The organism is Segatella cerevisiae (assembly GCF_024054555.1).
Lineage (GTDB): Bacteria > Bacteroidota > Bacteroidia > Bacteroidales > Bacteroidaceae > Prevotella > Prevotella cerevisiae.
This window is the reverse complement of the sequence record NZ_JAMXLY010000008.1, coordinates 1-20,259: the sequence shown is the minus strand read 5'-3', so window position 1 is coordinate 20,259 and position 20,259 is coordinate 1. Positions and strand designations below refer to the sequence as shown.

The 20,259-nt window shown below is 43.6% G+C and carries 15 protein-coding genes; 13 read left to right on the top strand and 2 right to left on the bottom strand.

The window, feature by feature from the left end:
• Positions 1-549: 549 nt before the first annotated feature.
• Positions 550-1,386 (bottom strand): hypothetical protein, encoded by an 837-nt coding sequence (locus NG821_RS03360; RefSeq protein ID WP_252760255.1) that lies wholly within the window; start codon positions 1,384-1,386, stop codon positions 550-552.
• Positions 1,387-1,422: 36 nt separating this feature from the next.
• Entirely contained in the window at positions 1,423-1,899 is a 477-nt protein-coding gene (locus NG821_RS03355) for a lipocalin family protein (protein ID WP_252760254.1), read from the bottom strand.
• 117 nt (positions 1,900-2,016) lie between these two features.
• Between NG821_RS03355 and NG821_RS03350 the strand changes: the two genes are divergently transcribed.
• The 13 genes from NG821_RS03350 to NG821_RS03295 all read left to right on the top strand — a co-directional run bounded on the left by NG821_RS03350 (position 2,017) and on the right by NG821_RS03295 (position 20,172).
• The gene (locus NG821_RS03350; RefSeq protein ID WP_252760253.1) at positions 2,017-3,018 is read left to right on the top strand and encodes a helix-turn-helix transcriptional regulator; all 1,002 of its coding nucleotides are present in this window, start codon (positions 2,017-2,019) and stop codon (positions 3,016-3,018) included.
• Positions 3,019-3,151: 133 nt separating this feature from the next.
• Complete coding sequence (locus tag NG821_RS03345) at positions 3,152-3,355, top strand: helix-turn-helix transcriptional regulator (RefSeq protein WP_252760252.1); 204 nt, start codon at positions 3,152-3,154, stop codon at positions 3,353-3,355.
• A gap of 2 nt (positions 3,356-3,357) precedes the next feature.
• Positions 3,358-3,990 (top strand): BrxA family protein, encoded by a 633-nt coding sequence (locus tag NG821_RS03340; protein ID WP_252760251.1) that lies wholly within the window; start codon positions 3,358-3,360, stop codon positions 3,988-3,990.
• Entirely contained in the window at positions 3,987-4,595 is a 609-nt protein-coding gene (locus tag NG821_RS03335) for a BREX protein BrxB domain-containing protein (RefSeq protein ID WP_252760250.1), read from the top strand. Before NG821_RS03340 ends, NG821_RS03335 begins: the two co-directional genes overlap by 4 nt.
• Positions 4,596-4,604: 9 nt before the next feature.
• Complete coding sequence (brxC, locus tag NG821_RS03330; protein WP_252760249.1) at positions 4,605-8,222, top strand: BREX system P-loop protein BrxC; 3,618 nt, start codon at positions 4,605-4,607, stop codon at positions 8,220-8,222.
• Between the two features lie 4 nt (positions 8,223-8,226).
• The gene (pglX, locus tag NG821_RS03325; RefSeq protein ID WP_252760248.1) at positions 8,227-11,181 is read left to right on the top strand and encodes a BREX-1 system adenine-specific DNA-methyltransferase PglX; all 2,955 of its coding nucleotides are present in this window, start codon (positions 8,227-8,229) and stop codon (positions 11,179-11,181) included.
• A gap of 224 nt (positions 11,182-11,405) precedes the next feature.
• Entirely contained in the window at positions 11,406-11,666 is a 261-nt protein-coding gene (locus NG821_RS03320; protein WP_252760247.1) for a hypothetical protein, read from the top strand.
• A 207-nt stretch (positions 11,667-11,873) separates the two neighbouring features.
• Positions 11,874-12,089 (top strand): Fic family protein, encoded by a 216-nt coding sequence (locus NG821_RS12670; protein WP_394802051.1) that lies wholly within the window; start codon positions 11,874-11,876, stop codon positions 12,087-12,089.
• 34 nt (positions 12,090-12,123) lie between these two features.
• Complete coding sequence (locus NG821_RS03315; protein ID WP_252760246.1) at positions 12,124-12,810, top strand: BREX-1 system adenine-specific DNA-methyltransferase PglX; 687 nt, start codon at positions 12,124-12,126, stop codon at positions 12,808-12,810.
• Positions 12,811-12,932: 122 nt separating this feature from the next.
• Complete coding sequence (gene pglZ, locus NG821_RS03310; RefSeq protein ID WP_252760245.1) at positions 12,933-15,491, top strand: BREX-1 system phosphatase PglZ type A; 2,559 nt, start codon at positions 12,933-12,935, stop codon at positions 15,489-15,491.
• Between the two features lie 2 nt (positions 15,492-15,493).
• On the top strand, positions 15,494-18,046 hold the full coding sequence (gene brxL, locus NG821_RS03305; protein ID WP_252760244.1) for a BREX system Lon protease-like protein BrxL: 2,553 nt from the start codon (positions 15,494-15,496) through the stop codon (positions 18,044-18,046).
• Between the two features lie 913 nt (positions 18,047-18,959).
• Positions 18,960-19,379: a DoxX family protein gene (locus tag NG821_RS03300; protein ID WP_252760243.1), complete on the top strand. Its 420-nt coding sequence runs from the start codon at positions 18,960-18,962 to the stop codon at positions 19,377-19,379.
• 565 nt (positions 19,380-19,944) lie between these two features.
• Entirely contained in the window at positions 19,945-20,172 is a 228-nt protein-coding gene (locus NG821_RS03295) for a hypothetical protein (RefSeq protein ID WP_252760242.1), read from the top strand.
• Positions 20,173-20,259: the final 87 nt, after the last annotated feature.

The window sequence follows — 20,259 nt, the reverse complement described above, 5'->3', positions numbered from 1 at the left end:
ATCATGTAATAACCGTCTTTATGACAGTCTATTACATTCAATACCATAAAGTTTTCATTTGAGACTTGGCTGAACTTTCTACACACATTAAAGTACAACATTACGAGATTCCATGTCGTGTGCTTATTGAGGGTATAGGTGACTCACGATCACGCCTCAGTGGTATGAGATACAAAGATATGAAAAGTTTTTCAGGATAAGTCAAATTAAGGAATTAAAGATTCTGAGTTCCATATCTCGTACCTCAGCCTCAACCACTGAAACTCAGAATACCATGTAGTCCTGCTAAAGACCAATCCTTATCTCAATAGGATCATAAACGAGTACGTATTCTGAATAATGCCCGGGATATACTCAAAAGCAACAATTATCTCAGACTGGTAATTTTGTACTGAGAAGAGGAAAAACAACAAATGCCGTCCCGGAAAGGAACGACATTTGTCTTTCAAAACAATGATTTTCAATCAGGTAACTCGATGGAATCAGATATATTACGATCAGGTTATCCAATTATCAGATGAGTGTCAATCAAGTTATTCCGTCATAAGATTACCGATGTCTGTACGATTGATAGAATTTGTTCGGTCCACCAATCTTGAAGTATCTCTGTTCGACTTTCTCCTTGCTATAGCAGTCCACCTTTTCCTTCACCTTCTCGGTAGCTGCCTTTGTCGAGTAATTGGAGATGCCGGAAACATAGAAGGCATTTTCGATATGCTTCAGTCCTTCACCGTTTTTGCTGAACGAATAAGCGAGTCGGTTCTTGAAAGTCAGGGGAGAGGAATCCGCCGAATAACTTTCCAGTTCGACTGTACTGTGAGGGAAGTCCTTGTGTCGGTCGCAGGTCATCTTCAGTTCGGGGTTAATATGATACTCACTGATAACCTTGTAAGCCCGGGCAGGCACGCAGATCAGTTCTTTCTCCTTTTCCGTGACCGATTTACTCGTCCCTTTGAGCAGTTTGGTGAGTTCCGAAACCGTTGTCGGCACGAAATACCTTGCAGGCCAATAGCCGCCTATACCCGGATAACTCTGGCTGAGAGAGAAGTCCACGCTTTCAGCCATAGTGCGGGTCGTCGTGAATTCCCGGTTTTTGAAATAGTCATAGGCAGCACCATTTTTGATGAAGAAAGTCTGCCCCATGTCCAGGAAAATATCCCTGTCAGTTTTGTTCTGTACGATGAAACCGATAGATCCGTTTTCTCCCCAAAGATTATACATCACTTTGAGGTCATTGTTCTCATACACCAGCGAATTGTCTTTCTGGTCCAGGGAATCCGAGTTGACCTCGTACACCTGATAGTAAAGTTGCTTGCAAGACGTGAATCCGAAGCAGATTACGGTGGCAATCAAGAGCGATGCCAGTGAAGTCCCAGTTTTTTTCATAGCAATGATATTTTATATTAGAACGACAATGATAAATTATTCTTCGATTTTTGTCAAAGACGTATGGCAGACGTATTGAGGGCCCTCTTCGAGCGTATACTCGATAACAGCTTTGTCACCTTTGATGGAAGTCACGGAGAAAGTCCCATCTATATCCCCTTTGGAGTCATAGAGAATGATCTTGTTGCCCGAGACCTCATATTTACAGGAATAACTACCGCCGTACCACGTACCCAAAGTTTCGAGATAGTAGTAGTACTTGTAAGTACCGTCACCTCTGAACAAGATGCGTTCTTTTTCCTCCAACGGCAGATCCTTATCTACTGAGATGATTTTCTCATCCTCAGTATCGTCATAGGTATAACCGGAAATATGGGTCGTCTCCCATAAACCGACGATATTGTTCTTGATGTCATCGGAAGATACACCGTCGTCATCATCGGAAGAACAACCTGAGAAAGTAAACAGACACACAAGCAATCCTAAAAGACTGTAAAGATTCAATTTTTTCATATAAGACCTATTTAAAGTGAATAATTTTTAATTTACGGCAAAATTATAGGGGATATGTCCATAGAAAGTGAACGAATTGAAAAATTTTGTTTATTTTTGTAAACCAATCTATTCCTAATGGCAAATACAAAAGATTATTCTACAAGAGAAAAGGTACTCGACAGGTATCTGCAGGACCGAAGAGGGCACTCCCGGCAAGAACTCCAAGACCTCTGCAATAAAGAACTTGAACGCAGGGGGGACAAATTGATCACCTCACGCACGACCATTCTCAATGACCTGAACGAGATCTCCAATAAATACAATGTGGTGATAGAAGCGGAGCAACACGGGCGGATCACCTACTATCACTACCAAGACTCCGACTTCAGTATCTTCAATTCCGAACTCACAACAGAGGAATACGAAAAGATCACTCTGGCCCTTTCAGCCTTGAAACGCCTGCATGGCATCCCGAGATTCGCATGGATAGATGAGTTGGAGGCACGGCTGGACATTGCTATCAACAAACCCGAACGGCCTATTGTCATGTTTGAGGATGCCAGTTATAACCGGGGTATGGAACATTTTACAAAACTCTATGACCTGATTGCCCATAAAGCGACAATCCTCTTGACTTATCAGGACTTCAGGCATGACGAACCCGTGCAGAGGACCGTCTATCCTTATCTGCTGAAACAGTATAACAACAGGTGGTTTCTCCTGGGGTCGGACAAAGGGTATGACACCGTGAGCATCTATTCCTTAGACCGTATCCTATCTATAGTACCTTCCGAAGAACCTTTCGTGGAGTCTAAGTTAGACCTGTCTGCCACCTACTTTAATGATAAGATAGGCGTCGGCGTCATGAAAGGGGAGAACGAGGTCAAACAAATCATTTTCCGTGTATCGGCACACCAAAAGCCTTACTTGATCACAAAACCGCTCCATAAGAGTCAGAAACTCGTATATGAAGACAGCGAAGGGGCAGTGTTCTCCCTGCATGTCAAGATCAACTTCGAGTTGCAACAGGAACTCCTGGCTTTCGGAGATTTGATCGAAGTCCTTTCACCGGCAGATCTGAGAGCGCATATTGCCGAGAGAATAGAGAAAAGTCTGGCTCATTACAGAAAGAAATGAATCTATCCACGCTTAGCGAACGAACCGTCCTTATATTCGCTCATGCGACATAATCAATAAAAAGAAGGTCAAGTACGATGAAAATCCAAAAGAAATTATTAAATTTGCGTCAAACGCAAATATCTCCACTATAATGGAAGACCTAAATAGAATAAAAGTTGTCTTGGTGGAAAAGAAGCGCACCAACAAATGGCTGGCAGAGCAATTGAGCAAAGACCCTGCTACAGTCTCCAAATGGTGCACCAACACCTCACAACCCGATTTGATGACTCTACGCAGTATCGCAGGGTTACTCGACGTAGATGTCCGTGAACTGCTCAATAAAACGAAGGAATAAGGATGAACAAGATGACCAGTCCCTATCTATCCCTTACAGGATGTTCTTTTCTATATTATGAGTTCCGGCGCATATTGCCGCTGTTGATGGCTCCTGATTCCGATCGGCTGCTCAAAGAGGAGGTTGAGCATAACCACGTGATGCAAGTCAACACCCTCAGTGCCAGAAAACGTTTTATCTCTGAGTTCAAGCGCCGTTTCCGTTCCGTTCCCCGCACTTTCTGGGAGACATGGGAGAAAATGGGAGAAAACGGGCAGCGAGTGGGCCTGTTCTATGTCCTGCTGAAGACCTACAAACTCATTTTCGACTTCCATTTCGATGTCACTGTCAGGAAATGGAATTCTGTCGACCGCCATTTGAACCGTATCGACCTGATAATGGAAATGAACGAGATTGCGGCAAAGGACGAGAATGTCGGCAGCTGGTCAGATAAAACGAAAGACAGGTGCATTTCGCACTATATTACCATCCTTCGTCAGACCGGCTTGATTGAAGGCAAGGATAATCAACTTGTACCGGTCAAGATCTCAGCCTCTGACAGTTCATATTATTTTAGGACAGGGGAGACATGGTTCCTGGAAGCTTGTCTGCTCTATCCTTATGAGATCGAGAATCTGAAATCACAACAGCAATGAGAAGCCTTACCATCCCAGAATTGTACAATTACCTCTGCTCACCTCAATTTAAGGATGCAGAGAGTGGCAATATCTTCTACAACTATTATATCTATCAGTATCCGGCAAAAAAAGAGTACGAGATACGCCGGCAGATCAAGGAATTCCTGTCCAAACTCAGGAGACCGGCAAATTTCATCAATGCGCTCAGTATAGACCTTTTTGAAGCGTTCTGCGATTATCTCCGGACGGAATCTTTCGGGAAACAGTCGTTGCTGGAGATGACTTTCGATGAGGACAAGTCCACTCCCGATGAAGTGACCAACGAACTGTCTTATGAGGCGAACAGCGACGAGTTCTATGCCTTCATCCATCAGCGTATCCTCAAACACATCCATAGTGACGACGGCTACAAGCATCCTTACGTGTTTGTCCACGGCATCGGCAAGATGTTTCCTTACCTGCGATGCAACGTGTTTCTCAACGGTTATGAGAAATACAATGATCCCGGATCTTACCGTATCATCGTCTTCTATCCCGGTCACTGCGTCGGCAATTCGTTCTCACTTTTCGATACGCTGCCTGATGAGCATACCTATAGAGCTATCCTTTTAGTAAATGAATAAAACAACGATATGAAATTCAAAGACCTATACAACAGGGATCTCAACAGAAAAGTTAATCCTGCTGTCTCAGCTTCCGACCTGGATGAAGAGACAGTGAAAATAGAAATTAATGAATATGTTTTCACCAATGAGATCATCAATAATCTTTACCATATCCTCACTAATATCCGTGAGAATCAGGGCAGTCATACAGGCATATGGATCAACGGCTACTATGGATCAGGGAAATCACATTTTCTGAAGTTCCTCGATTACTGTCTGTCAAAGAAGTACGGCACTGAGGCTCTCCACCGCCTGAGAGAAGCTGTTGCTGAGCGCAAACCTCTCGAGTTGGATGTAGAATTGGGTGAACTGAATGACCTCATACGTTGGTATACTGACAAAGCGCAGGTAGAGACAGTGATGTTCAATGTCGGTACTGTACACGATGCCAACAGTGGGGAAGACGAGGTCTTCACACAGGTGTTCTGGAATCAGTTCAATGGCATGCGGGGCTTCAATGACGAGCATCTGGCGATGGCACAGTATCTTGAGAAAGCCTTGGCTGACGATGGTAAATACCAGGCATTCCTCCGGTATGTAAAGGAACAGGGCTATGACTGGCAGCGCAATATCCACAGGTTCAGCGGCTCCAAACTCGACCTGGCTCTGGATATGGCTGCCAAGGTTGATCCTTCACTTTCCATCGATGTCATCCGCGAACGCATCAAGAGTAATGACGTAAACATCAGTGTGGATTCTTTTGCAAGTGAATTGAAGGAATATATTGATAAGAAATCCGACCCCAATTACAGGATGGTGTTCCTCGTAGACGAGATCAGCCAGTTTATCGACCAGCGCAAGAACGTGCTGCTCCAACTTCAGGAGATCGTGACCCGTGTCTGTGAGGTCTGCCAGTCTCAGGTCTGGTTCGCCTGCACAGCCCAGCAGGACTTGTCCGAAGTCATCGATGCCTGCAAGATCCTGCAGGCAAGTGAAGACTATGGCAAGATCATGGGCCGGTTTGAAGTGAGGCCGTCCCTTCAAGGGACCAATCCAGAGTATATCACCCAGAAGCGTATCCTCGACAAGAAAGGTGAGGCGGAAATCTTTCTGGAGGAAATGTACAAGAAAGACAAGGCAAAGCTCGATGCACAGTTCATCCTGCCCACGACCTATTCTTCCTATAAGGATGCCAAGGACTTTGCCGATTATTATCCTTTTGTACCTTATCAGTTCCGCCTGATCATGAAGGTCCTCGATTCCTTCGTCAACTTGGACTATGTGGACAGACAGGTGAAAGGAAACGAACGTTCGCTGATCAATATCACCTTTTCCATAGCCAAGGAGACGGCAGAACATGATGTGGGCGAATTTATCCCTTTCGACAGTTTCTTCGGTGCCATGTTCCAGGGTTCTATGCAGCACCTCGGACAACGCGCTTTGGCTAATGCGCGGCAGGCTTTGGAGCAAGTGGAAGAGAGCAAACGTCCGTTCTATCGTCGGGTGGTCTATGTACTCTTCATGATATGCAACCTCTCTGACGAGGACAAGCAGCAGTTCTCTGCAACCATTGATAATATCGTCACCCTGCTCATGACCAAAATGGATGCTTCAAAAGCTGCCATCAAGAGTGATGTATCTGAAGTTATCGACTTTTTGAAGGAAAAGGCTGTCATCAGAGACCGCCAGACGGCAAACGGCAATGAGGTATTCGAATTCTATACTGAAGAGGAGAGTAAGGTTGCCCAGCTCATCAAGAACCAACCTGTAGACAACAACACCTATTGTGAAGAGCTGAAGGAGCTTTTCTTCCGTTATTTCGGGGGACTGAGCAACAAGGAAAATTTCGGAACACGGTCTTTCAAAGTGGGGGCAAGCGTAGACGGCCGTAATTACTTGTCCAACAACGCTGATGTCAATGTATGCTTTATTACCAGCACCAGTGAGGACAGGGAATCACCATATCAGTATGCTCTGACCAATGAAGCCAAGAATCTGGTATTCTTCATGAGCCCCCAGTTGAAGAACGACAAAGAATTGAACAGCAAGTTTCTGGAGTATTGCCGCATACAGAAATTCTATGGTGATTCGAGTAATGCCGTCAGCGAGGAACGGCAGCGTGTGAAGGATATCTTCAGCCAGCGTGGCAAAGAACTCTATGAAAATGATATCAAGCAGAAATTCCAAACCATTCTTGATACCTGCCCGGTCATATCAGGACAGAATGTCCTCTCACCGGCAGAGACAGGCTCATTCCGCCAGAAAAAACGCTACGAACATCTGATCCAGTTCCATCTGCAACACTTCTATAGCCAAGGAAAACTGGTGGATGTCCCGGAGACGCCGAAGACTAATATCGACTTGGCGGCGAAGATCAGACGCCCGATGGAGCCTCAACTTCTCGAAACGCCGCTGTCCCAACCTGAACAGAAGATCAAGGCTTATCTCGAGCGTTCTCCGCATGATAATACAGTGGAAGATGTCATTCTCAGGTTTGCCAAAGAACCCTATGGGTGGGCAGATACTGCTACAGTCTACTACCTCAATGAACTTATCCGCCGTCACCTTTATGCCTTCAGCTACAACAATAATCCTGACGTGAGCCGTGAAGAAGTTGCTCAAAAGATCATACATGAGCCTACGCACTTCACCATCGAACCAGCCAAGGCAATCCCTCAGGAAACTCTGAACAAGTTCATCGAGAGTTGGAAGCACATCTTCAATGTGATGACTGTTGTCGGCAGCAACGACAGTACCGAACTCTACCAAAGATGTCACGATCAAGACAATTCGGCACTCAATCAATATCTCCACAACTATGGCAAACTCTCGAGGCTTCTGGGAAAGCATCCTTTCACGAATGTTGTGGAAAAGACGGTCGACCTGCTGGAACAGTGGGCCGTAATCCGTGAGCATAAGAAGTTCTTCGAAACAATCATCGATGCCCGTGAGTCCGCTGGTCAGTTGATGGATCAGTGCAAGACCATCAGCACATTCTTTCATGATCAGTACGAGACTTACACGGATATTATCAATTTCATTGATCTGAACCACGACAATTTTGACTTCCTCGACCAAAACAGAGATAAATTTCCGTTCCTCAGCCCGGATTTTCAGAAAACAGTCAAATGCCTGAACCGGATCAAAGAAGATGAGCACCCCTGGGAGTCTTTGCAGTCTTATGTCAAGATGAAGCGGACACTGGAAGCACAGATTGGCAAGTGCAAAGAGAATCTTATATCTGACATTAAAGGAAAATATGATGCGGTCTTCAATGAACTGGAACAGTATGCCAAGGAATCAGGTGTGTCCAGAGAAGCCTTCGCCGGTCGTGATGTCACAATATCTTCGAAAACAAATACAGAGAACTTCTATGCGTTGAAAGCCAATGCCGACACTTCGGCGTTCTATGAACAACAGTTGCAGCAGATCAATGCAGCAGTTCCCAAACCTGCGCCTATTCCCAGCAAAGATGAGACGCATGAGCCTTTTGTGCCACCAAAACCTATTCGCAAGATCGTACATCTCCAGACGCATACCGCAAAACCAATGCATACGGAGGAAGATGTTGACCGCTACTTGCAATCATTGAAGAAACAACTCATGCGCTTCATCACAGGGAATAATGATATTATCGTAAACTAAACACATGGATACATCAGGACTGAAACGCTTTGCTACCGAAGCACGTAACATATTGATTGCCGGGGTCATGCACCGCCTCGAAGGGCTGGGCTTCGACCTCAGCACAGGCAAACCTTCTGAAAAACCTCAAAAGATGGAAGGGGGTGCTGTCTTTATGGGTGAAGTCACCTCTACCACTTTTTACAACCAGTGGATGTCACTCAATCATGCTATTATAAAACATAGTGTCCGCGATGTGGAAGAAGAAGCTGCCTATACATGGTTCAACAGACTCATTGCCATTCGCATTATGAGTAAGCGGGGACTAATTGCACCGGTATTGACCTATGAGAGCAAGGATATTCCTATTCCACTTATCGTATCTGAAGCCAGACAGGGGCGTATACCCGAGATGCCGGAATCTATACGGCAGCATCTCATGCAACTCCTGGAAGATGACAACCGCACCAATGAACAGTTTGCCTTGCTCATCGTGGCATTCTGTCACAGTAATCCGATCATCAACCGTTGCTTCGGGACAATAAACGACTATACCGAACTGCTTCTGCCTCAAGATATCCTGCGTGACGGTGGTTATGTCGACCTACTCAATCATACCGATTTTATCACAGATGAGGACTATAAGTCCGCAGAATTGATAGGCTGGCTTTACCAGTTCTACATTTCCGAGCGCAAAGATGAGGTATTTGCCAAGAAGGGCAAGTATGATCCTGACGAGATTGCGCCTGCTACCCAGATATTCACGCCCAACTGGATCGTAAAATATATGGTAGAAAATACGGTCGGCAGGATGTATCTTGACAACAATCCTTCTGAAAAAGACTTAAAGGATCAGTGGAAATATCTCGTGGATATAGAGCCTCGCAAACCGGAGGATATCTATCATTTTGAGGATCTGGAAGACTTGCGGTTAGGCGATTTAGCATGTGGCTCCGGGCATATCCTTAATGAATTTTTCAATATTCTCTTCTTGCTCTATACGAGGAACGGTTACAGTCGCCGACAGGCGATAGAGAATATCTTCCGAAAGAACCTCATCGGTATTGATTTGGACACACGTGCCAAGCAACTTGCCACTTTCTCGCTTTTAATGAAAGCCTGTGATTTAGACAAGGATTTCCTTGATGCCCGAATAATGCCGCGGATATATGATATGCCTCAACCTTTCTGCGAAGCATTTGGAAAAGATATGCCCGAAGATGAGGATGACGAACTGTCATTCATCAAAAAGCAGATGAAATTCTTCATCGCAGAGGGTGATTCCGCAACACTCGATAGCGTAGCACATGCCATTGTCTTAATGGATAATGCAGATACTTTGGGCAGCATTATGAAGTTTGATATTTCTGAGCACACCCGCAGCGTATTATTGCAGAGCTTGCAGAAATATGAACAACAGGACAAGATACCTGAAGACATTTCTACCATCATACCTTACGTGCAGATTATTCTCGCCCTTACCGAACAATATTCGGCATTAGCAATGAATCCGCCATATATGGGAAGTGGCAAGTTCGATAGCGTGCTTTCGAAATATGTGAAAGATAACTATCCAGACTCAAAAGCAGATTTATTTGCCGTATTTATGGATGTATCAACTAACTTGCTGGCAAAAAACGGCAAGTATGGCATGATTAATATGCAAAGTTGGATGTTCCTATCCTCCTTTGAGAAATTACGTACACATCTGCTAGAAACGGAACAAATAGACAATTTGCTCCATCTTGGTCCCCATACCTTTGACGAACTAAGTGGTGAAATAGTTCAAAATGTTGCCTTTGTATTAACCAAACAAATACCTTATTCCGTAAGCACATATTATAGGCTAATAAAAGGGAAAGACTGTACTCAAAAACAACAGTTATTTATTACAGGAGCGAACCTCTATAAAAAAATAGATCAGAAGAAATTTAAAGAAATACCAGGTTGTCCTATAGGATATTGGGCTTCTGAACCTCTGCTTAAGGTATTTAAGAATCCCACATTAAATAGTTATGGAGTAACTAGAAAAGGGATGTATACAGGCTTTAATAGATTATACGTCAGGAATTGGAGAGAAGTTTCCTTAAACAAAATCGGTCTTCATTTAAAAAGGTCAAGTTATAAAATACAGAATAAAAAATGGCTTCCTTTTGCAAATGGGGGTGATTTTCGAAAGTGGTATGGAAATATCGAAGATACCGTTTTATGGGAAAATGATGGCTATGAACTTAGGACAACACGCAATGTAAACGGAAAGGTAAGGGCTGGTTGTTTTAATGATGAATTTATTCTTAGAGAGGGGATGTTTTGGTCCTCGATTACTGCAAAACAACTTTCCATGAAATACCTTCCCGAAGGAAACCTTTTTAGTTCAGCTTCGAATGCTTGGTTTCCATTTGACAAAGTCAATACAAGATATATATTAGGCTGTATTAATTCTAAAGTAGCTTATATTCTTATGGATATTATGAATCCCACATTAAATATTAATGCTGGAGATATAACAAAGATCCCTATTATTCTAAAGGAAAATAAAAACTTAGAAAGTTTAGTAGAAACTTGCATCTTAATATCTCACCAAGATTGGGATGCTCACGAAACTTCCTGGGATTTTAAAGAAAACGAGTTTTTTCGTCTCTTTCATGAATTAAAAGGAAAGAGTACTGTAAATGAAAGCAGGGAATCTGAATCTAACTCTTACAATAAAACTAACAATAACCCTACAGAAGATGGCATTTCACCCTCTTTGAAACAAACTGTTTCGGATCCCCAAAAGACTACAACTCCAACTTTACAGCAATGCCTTGATCGTTATAAGTCTGAGTGGACAGAAAAGTTCATGCAGCTCCACGACAATGAGGAGGAATTAAATCGCCAGTTCATTAATATTTATGGTCTCCAAGATGAATTAAAACCAGATGTTCCTCTAAATGAAATTACAATTCTCCAACAAGGAGAGATAAGCATCAAAGATTAATAAGAAGGGAGACATACTGATAATACAAAAAAATTATTGCATTTGCTAGAATCTAAACAAAATGGCTATCTGACCCACTGGTGCAGATGATGATGACAGTATTTATAAGTTGGTTAAAATAGGTATCTATATTTTTAATTACAACAGAAAACTGATATAATAATTTTATAAATCTTTTGTATTTTGTGATGAACAATTTTAATAAATTAATTTGGCTCGGAGTAATGCCATTACTGTTTACTGGTTGGGTGGCGGGAACGATAATAATTGTTTCCGTTGTCCTCGCCGTTGTCATGGCGGTTTGGAAAGACAAGTCGGGCTACAATGAAATCCATGAGATAATGAAGACATGGAGACACCTGCACATGTTCTCGACCTACAAAGTGGAGAAAGAATATATCGACAAGGAAGTGGCACGCCTGAGAAGAATAGGAAAAGTAAAATGGGCTGATAAAGTCATAGATAAAGTAAATGAGGAAAGGTAAACGACGATTAAATTGACACACGATGAAAGAAATATTGTCATGTGATAGGACGGGGATATTTAGACGATTACTGTTTTTGAGGTAATAGCTAAAACCACTATAGAAAAAAGTGGGACCAAGTCAAGTGGGACCAAGTCAAGTGGGACCAAGTCAAGTGGGACCAAGTCAAGGTCTCGATTTGTTCCTAGTCAAACAGAATATAAGAAAATGCTAGATTATTGTACTTCACCTCGCTCTTTGTCAGCTATTCTTAGCTATATGGGGTATAGCAATCGATCAAAATTCCGAAACAAGTATATCACACCTATGATTGACGAAGGAAAATTGAAAATGACAATCCCAGATCATCCTAACAGTAGGTTTCAACAATATTTGGCAATAAGTGAAAAAAGTAATAAGACGGACAATGGATATAACAAGTAATAAGCAACATATTGTTTGGCATGATGATGTCATAATGAAACAACTCATTAGTTATGCTGTAGGGTGTATGATGGGCAGATATTCCATTGATCGACCGGGACTGATCCTTGCTAATCAAGGAGACGGATTGGAAGAATTCCACAAGTTAGTGCCCAACGCCCGCTATGAAGCGGATGATGACGGCATTATTCCACTGATGCCTGCTGACAGTGAGTTCAGCGACAATGCGACAATGCGCTTTAGGACATGGCTCGCAACAGCCTTTGGCGAAGAGAATCTGATAGATAATCTGAATTCCATTGAGGCTGCTCTCGGTAAGTCTCTGGATGATTATTTCGTGAAGGATTTCTGGAAAGACCACAAGAAGATGTATAAGAACCGTCCTATCTACTGGCTCTTCAGTAGTAAGAACGGAGCATTCCAATGCATCGCCTATATGCACCGCATGAATGCTTACACGGCTGAACGCATCCGTACGAAATACCTTCTGCCTTATATGGAATGGCTCAAGAACAAAACATTTGATATGATTAAGGATATTGACAAATTCACTTTACAGGAACGCCGTAAACTTGACAAGATTTCGAGCCAGTTTGCCGAATGTCGTGAGTATCATGACCGTCTTCATGAAGTAGCTGACAAACAAATCGCTTTTGATTTGGATGACGGCGTACTGGTGAACTATGCCAAGTTCGGAGACGTTTTGGCAAAGCTAAAATGATTGCAACAGTCTCTGTTAGGATGAAAAGCAGGAAATGGGACATTTACACTTCCGACAGATTATGCGTACAGAATAGAGTGACAGGGCTGAAAGGTCTATAGGTTCAAAAGAGTTGATGTGAAATGACAGAAATACAAAATAAGATAATCGGTTACTTTGAGCAAAACCCGGATCTGAGGGTGCTGTTCATCTTCCACGACAGTTTTCTGGTGGATGAACTGCGTACGATGGATTGGGAGGCAAAAGGCTATAAACTCATTGAATTCAAAGGTGATTGGTTTACGACAAAATATCGCCTTGACCATGAGTGGGCAGACAAGAAAGTGATAATGGCATTCGATCAGTATTCACCGCTGGAAAATCCTTCATTGCAGGAAAAATTCCCGTTGATGGATGTGCTCACAGCTAATATGGAATACCACAGTCAGGACTATGCCTCTTTCATGCAACAGCATGATCTGCCGGCAACGATGATGCAATTCGTGAAGGAGAACGTCCAGCAATTGCAATCCTCAAAGATGATGAAACTGCTGCAACCTTATTTTTCAGACCATTCTTTTACTGAAGATGTAGGCGTGAGGGCATTCCTCTGCAATTTTCTGGGTCTACAACAGATCAGAGAGTGGGACAGCATTATCCTCAGAATCCTCTTTCTCAGTTGTCCGGGAGAAGAAAAGAAAAGTCTGGACTTTTACAACAAACTTCTCCGTAACAAGATCCTCAAGCAAAGACTTCAGGACAAATTGACTGCCGTCTTTGGCGTCGGCATCGACGAGAATACCGAGGAAAAGGTGAAAGATATCATCAAGGTATTCAAATACAATGCCATCGTCCAGAATCTCGCACCGGTAGATGCAGACAACTACAAGCAGGAACGCATCACAGACAGTCTCGGCTTGCAACAGATGAACAGGCTTCTGGAATTGGCCCTCAGTACGGATAAAAGCGCTGACGCCCTGATGCAACTTTTCGAAAAACTCGGAAAGAGTATCCACGACGACGAGCTGATACGCTGGTACGGCACCGATGCTAATTTCTATTTTGTCCCACGGCATCTCTGTCTGCCGATATTAAAGACCTTGCTGGAACAGAAACTTGAAACGGAGCCTGGAGCGGTGATTGAAAAGGTGGAAGACCTGCTCCTGAAGCATAATGACCACGATGAAACGGCAAAGGTGATGAACTTCACCATCATCGCTGCTCATCTGTATCAGAAAGTTGACGCTGTAGGATCCCTGACACTGGATTCCCCTGACGAATACGTCAGGCGTTACACAGAAGATTACTATATGATCGACCAACTCTACCGACAGGCACAGGAATGTTATTTCAATATAGACCCTTCATGCGAACTGTTCGGTACGGTGCAAGAAGCGAAAAAGAACCTTGATCTCTATTACAGCAAGTTCTGCAATCGCCTTAATCTGGAATGGACACGCTGCATTAAGGAGACAGGCGGCATGAGCGGTATACACCTGCTGCGGCAACAGGATTTCTATAGGAAATGTATTCAGCCTCTCCAGAAAAAGGTCGTGGTCATCGTGAGCGACGCACTGCGCTATGAAGTGGCTCAAGAACTGACCGGAGCACTCGCAAAGTCCCGACATGTGGCTACTCTGAAACCGGCACTCGCAATGCTCCCGACAGAGACCAAATACTGCAAACCGGCACTGTTACCTTATAAAGAACTGAAACTCTATGGGCAGGAAGACCATCAGGACATGTCAGTGGACGATCATGTGCTCTCCACGACGGAAAAGCGTTCTGAACATCTTCAAAAATACAAGGAAGGCGCTGTCTGCGTGCCTTTTGAAACTGTGGCAGAATATAATCTGGACAAGAACAGGGAAATATTCAAGCACCCTCTAGTGTACATCTTCCATGACATCATCGACAAGACAGGACACGAAGGCAACGCCCGGCAGGTGGCAACGAGTTGCAGGGAAGCGATCGATGAACTCTCGACAATGATCCTGAAGATCCTCGCATCCTACAATGTGACAGAGGTGTATGTCACGAGTGACCACGGTTTCCTGTTCAATGACATCACCTTTGCCGACAAAGACAAGCATAAGGTGGAGGAGAAAACGCTGGAGCGGAGCACACGCTATTACCTCACACACTCAGACAACCCTGTATCCGGGATCATGAAGTTTCCGCTGTCGGAAGTATCGGCGATGTCCAACGTCGGCGATGTCTTCGTAGCAGTGCCTGAGGGTACTAACCGTCTCGCTGCGCCTTCAGGGGGATATCTGTTCACTCACGGCGGCGCCTCCCTTCAGGAGATGCTTATCCCAGTGATAGCCAGCCATCAGGAGCGTACTGACAGCAAGCAGTCTGTAGGCGTGACAGTTCTGGACCGCAACCTGTCTGTGCAGGCTTCACGTATCAGGTTCAAACTCCTGCAGACGGATATGGTATCAATGGAGACGAAGGAGCGGGTGGTTACTGTTGCCCTATATGACAATGAAGAGCCTGTGACGCAACTGCAGACCATTACGCTCGACAAGAGTGACCCGTCCCTCGACAACAGGAAGATACAGGTTGACCTGACACTCAACAAGAACGTGGAGACCAAAGTGCTCCAACTGATCGTCTATGATATCAACGATGACATGAATCCTCTGATCAAGGAGAACGTGACGAACAATACCTTAATAGAAAACGATTTTGACTTTTAGATATGACATTACAGGAAAAGATCATGGATGCCTTTTTAGGCAAGGTGGTACGCAAGGACCTGGCTTTTCAGGTGAAATCAGGACTACCCGTACCGACGTATGTTTTGGAATACCTCCTTGGACAGTATTGCGCCAGCGATGACGAGGAGGTAATCAAGGATGGCCTGGAAAAGGTGAAGACTGTCATCCAGAACAACTATGTGCATCGTGCCGATGCTGAACGGGTGAAAGGAATCATCCGGGAAAACGGCCACTATCGAGTAATCGACAAGGTCACTGCCACGCTGAGCGAGAAAGAGGACGAATACCATGCTGCCTTTGCGAATCTAGGACTGACGAGGGTGCCTATTGGCACGGAATATATCCTGAAGAACCCGAAACTTCTCTCGGGCAATGGGGTGTGGTGCATCGTTACTCTCGGTTATAATCACGGCGAGGATTTGAAGGTGAGGTGGGAGGTACAGAGCCTGAAACCGATACAGATCTCTCATGTCGACAAGGACGAGTATGTCGAGCAGCGCAAGAAATTCACGACTGATGAGTGGATGGACCTTCTGCTGCATACCTTGGGGCTGAATCCTGATATTTTGAACAGAAGGGAGAAACTGATCATCCTTGCCAGACTTTTGCCTCATGTGGAGAACAATTTCAATTTCATGGAGTTGGGTCCCAAAGGCACCGGCAAGAGTCATGTCTTTCAGGAACTGTCGCCTTATGGCGTACTAGTAAGTGGAGGTGACGTGACTTCGGCACGACTGTTCGTAAAGATGAGCGGTAATAAGGAAATCCTTGGACTCGTAGGCTACTGGGATGTCGTGGCTTGGGATGAGTTCGAACAACAGAAAGGCCGCAGCGTAGACGCTGTACTGATAGATACCATGCAGAACTATCTTGCCAACAAGAGTTTCAATCGTGGCAAGGCGACTCATGAGGCGAGTGCGTCAATGGTATTCGTGGGCAACACGAAGCACACCGTACCTTTCATGATGCGCAATTCACATCTCTTTGAGAGCATTCCGACAAGTTTCATCAAAGGAGCTTTCCTCGACCGTATCCATCTCTATAACCCGGGTTGGGAGGTGAAGATGCTCAAGAAAGCAAGTTTTTCAAAAGGCTATGGTCTGATAACAGACTATATTGCCGCTGTGCTTCATGCCTTGCGCAACACCGACTGTTCCAACATCATGGATGACTATGCCAAGTTTGACGGATCCCTCTCTGAGCGTGACCACCTGGCCATCAGAAAGACCTTCTCGGGTATGATGAAACTCTTGTACCCAGACGGAAACATGACTGACGAAGAGGCCTACGAACTGGTCGACTTCGCTGCAGAAGGACGCAAAAGAGTGAAGGATCAGTTGTATAAGATAGACGAGACATTCCTAGCTGAACCGGCAATCTTCAAATATGTCAATCTGAAAAGCGGAGAGACGGTATCGGTCAAAACTCTCGAGGAGGTAGAGAACCCGACGTTGTCGGGACAGACTGTAAAACCTGTGACCGAAGGACAATCTGCAGAAGCTCCGGAGTCAAGTGCACCGGAGGATGTCAGGAAAGCACCTCGTCCCAGAATACCCATTTTAAGGGAGGGGATGCGCGCCATCAGAATGAACCAGAAAGGCATCACGTACAAATCTCTCTTAGGTGACTACCTGTGCACGGCACATAAGATCAAGATCGTGGACCCCTATGTGCGGGCTCCCTTCCAAATCGACAACCTGCTGGAACTTATTCAGACTGTTCGGGAAGTCAGTGATACGCCCGAAGAACTCTCCATCCACCTGAGCACGGCAAATGAGGAAGACAAAATCCCTGAGTCTGAAGAAGCCTTTACCAGTATCGCCAATGATCTTCAACCTCTGGGTATCGAGTTTACATTCGACTTCAAGGCGGACCATGACCGGTGGATTATCCTCGACAATGGTTGGAAGATACAACTCTCACGAGGGTTGGACGTGTTCGAGAAACCTGACCGCTATTCTCTTGCAGCCATCAGGCAGGCAGAGCGCAGATGCAGGGCATTCACCATCAGTTTCGTTAAAGACGAATCCGTAAATTTTAAGTCCGGCGATAGGGACAGCACATTGTCTCTGTCGCCGAAAAAAGAGGACTGTCTCTACCTGACTATCTCGCAGAAATATTTTGACCAAATCATAGCGGGAACAAAAAAGGTGGAATACAGGGAGATCAAAGACACTACGGCAGGAAGGTTTCTGGAGCGTAATGCCGACAAAACACCTGCGATGGATTCTGCAGTGACAGAGCCGGGTAAAATCTATTATTTGGATGATTATAACAACGGGCATTTCCCGTTCTTGCCCAAACGTTTCAAATATCTGGATTTGGCAGTAGGGTATCACAAGGAAAGAGACTCCGCTGTTGTGGAAGTAACGGATATCACCTTTTCTCCTGAAATGGTAAAAGACAATAACTTCTGTATCTGGGTGGAGGAATTTCATTTGGGAAAGATCGTGAACTTGTATCGAAAAACCGAGAACGACAGACACTGTGCTTCAGAAGCTGAAACGGATGATGGTCAAAACGGTATTGTATAATTTCTGAACAGAGATTAGATGACAGCAGAGCCTGCGAGTTGACGAGAAACAAAACAAGTGTCAGAGTTTCCAGGAGGATCAAGAGCGGGAGAGTACAGTTCCAAACAAGAAAAGTACATACATCGGATTGAGGAGTACTGTACTTCCAATTTCGGAAATGCAGTGGCTCAAGTTTGAATCACGAAAATCGCGATATGCAACACACCATTTCAAATTGGAAATCACTGTGACTTCCAATTTGAAATTCCAAAATTTCTGATAAAAAAATACTTTAACATCAGTAAGCGTGAACTCCTCTGTCTCGACGAAAAAACACAAAACTTGCTCTCGAAAAACAGGACGTCAAGTTTCGAGAAACAGCGCGCTCTGTTTCTCGAAACTACGACCCTTACTTTCTCAAAAGATAAAACTCTGAAAGCGGAAACATATAAAAGATCGTATTTCTGATATTTAATGTCGCTTGTTAAAGGAAAACATTTCAAAACAGGAAAGAGACGCGCCATGTATTCAGGAAACCGGACAAATCCGTAAGTGCTACTGAAATGCGAAAAGTTGCAGGCACATTGGTTTCTTCAAGATATATTTTTGACAAAAAACTATCAAAAAGACTTGGAAGTTACAAAGAATAATATGTATATTTGTAGTCGAAATATGAAGATCATAACCCTATAACAAATAGAAGGTAACTTCGTATGAGATTGTTTTCGTCCTTATGGTAACATGGATATTTTAAAATTACAACTGGAAGATATTGTTAATCAGCGTCCTGCGCTGAAGGCAAAACATGTCTTATCAAAGACAAGCATTCAGGAAGGAGAGTCCTTCAGCAAGATATTGAGAGGACAAATCAACTTATCAGTTGTAAAGAAAATATAGAAGAGGCTAATTTAATAAATTAAACAGAACAATAATTATGCAATTGAGAAAAGATTTTTTGAGAAACAATGATCTGGGGCTTTTAGTCCTGCGTTTGTCAACCGGGGGATTGCTCCTTTTTCATGGAGTCTCCAAGTTAATACATGGAGTAGGACCTATCGGTCAGATGCTTGCTGCTATGGGATTACCTTCATTCATAGCATACGGAACACTCCTTATCGAGTTTGTAGCCGCATTGATTTTGATACTAGGTGCGTGGACACGTGTGGCAGCAGCAGCAATCGTGTTTAATATGATTGTGGCCATCTTAATGGCACACTTGCCAGTTTTTTTCTCTCTGACACCAGAAGGCGGTTGGGCACTAGAATTGCCTATGCTCTATCTGTTGCCGGCATTAGCATTGGTATTCACCGGTGGTGGTCGCTATGCATTGACCCACAACAATATTTGTTCATGATATATGACAGGTTCGTATCCTGACCGATAATACGGTTAGGATACATAATAAGAACATAGCGTGTAGACATTACTCTATGCGCTATTTTTAGTAATTGCCTTCGGTAATCAACATGGGAAACATTCACAAAATGTAAATTAAATAGACTCGATTCTTTATTACAAGTAAAACTATCAAGGATGATCCTTCGAAATGTACTGTCAGAAGATTCCTTTCTCTATAACCCCTTTGAAAAACACCGTTACTTCCAATATCTCGATATTATACCGAAGAATTTCAAACTTAGATTCATGTTTAGCGGTGATGGGCTTGAAGATTCGTTTATAGATAAGCAACTTTCAGTAATCAACTATGCCATTTTGGATAGCCTTCCCATAGAAATAGTCTTTTCCTTTGTGAGGAGAATTAACAAACAAGAAATTTCAAGGTTTGAAAAGAAAACATTCTCATGAAAATGAACCTAACGATTATAAATACGAATGGTGTTGATTTATAAAATAAATTTGCTATTTTTGCAATAACATATAAGTACAAATATTAATAAATTGATTTTAGATTATTCAGTATGGACACTAAGGATATATATTCAAAATCACCGAAAATTTTTATTAGTCATTCTAGTAAAGATGAAAGCATTGCTTCAAGCCTTATTGATATTCTTGAATTTCTTGGCATCAAAGATATTTTTTGCAGTTCCGTATCGGGATATGGTGTAACAGCGGGTCAGGATATATTTCAATGTATAAGAAAAGAATATGAAACGTACATGATCGTCTTTCGCCAAAGGGAATGAAAAGGGATTTTTTGTATCTTTGCCACAGTATAAACCCTTTAATCCTTTAGATATGTCGAATCAGAAGCAAGAAGTCTCCTTTTCAGA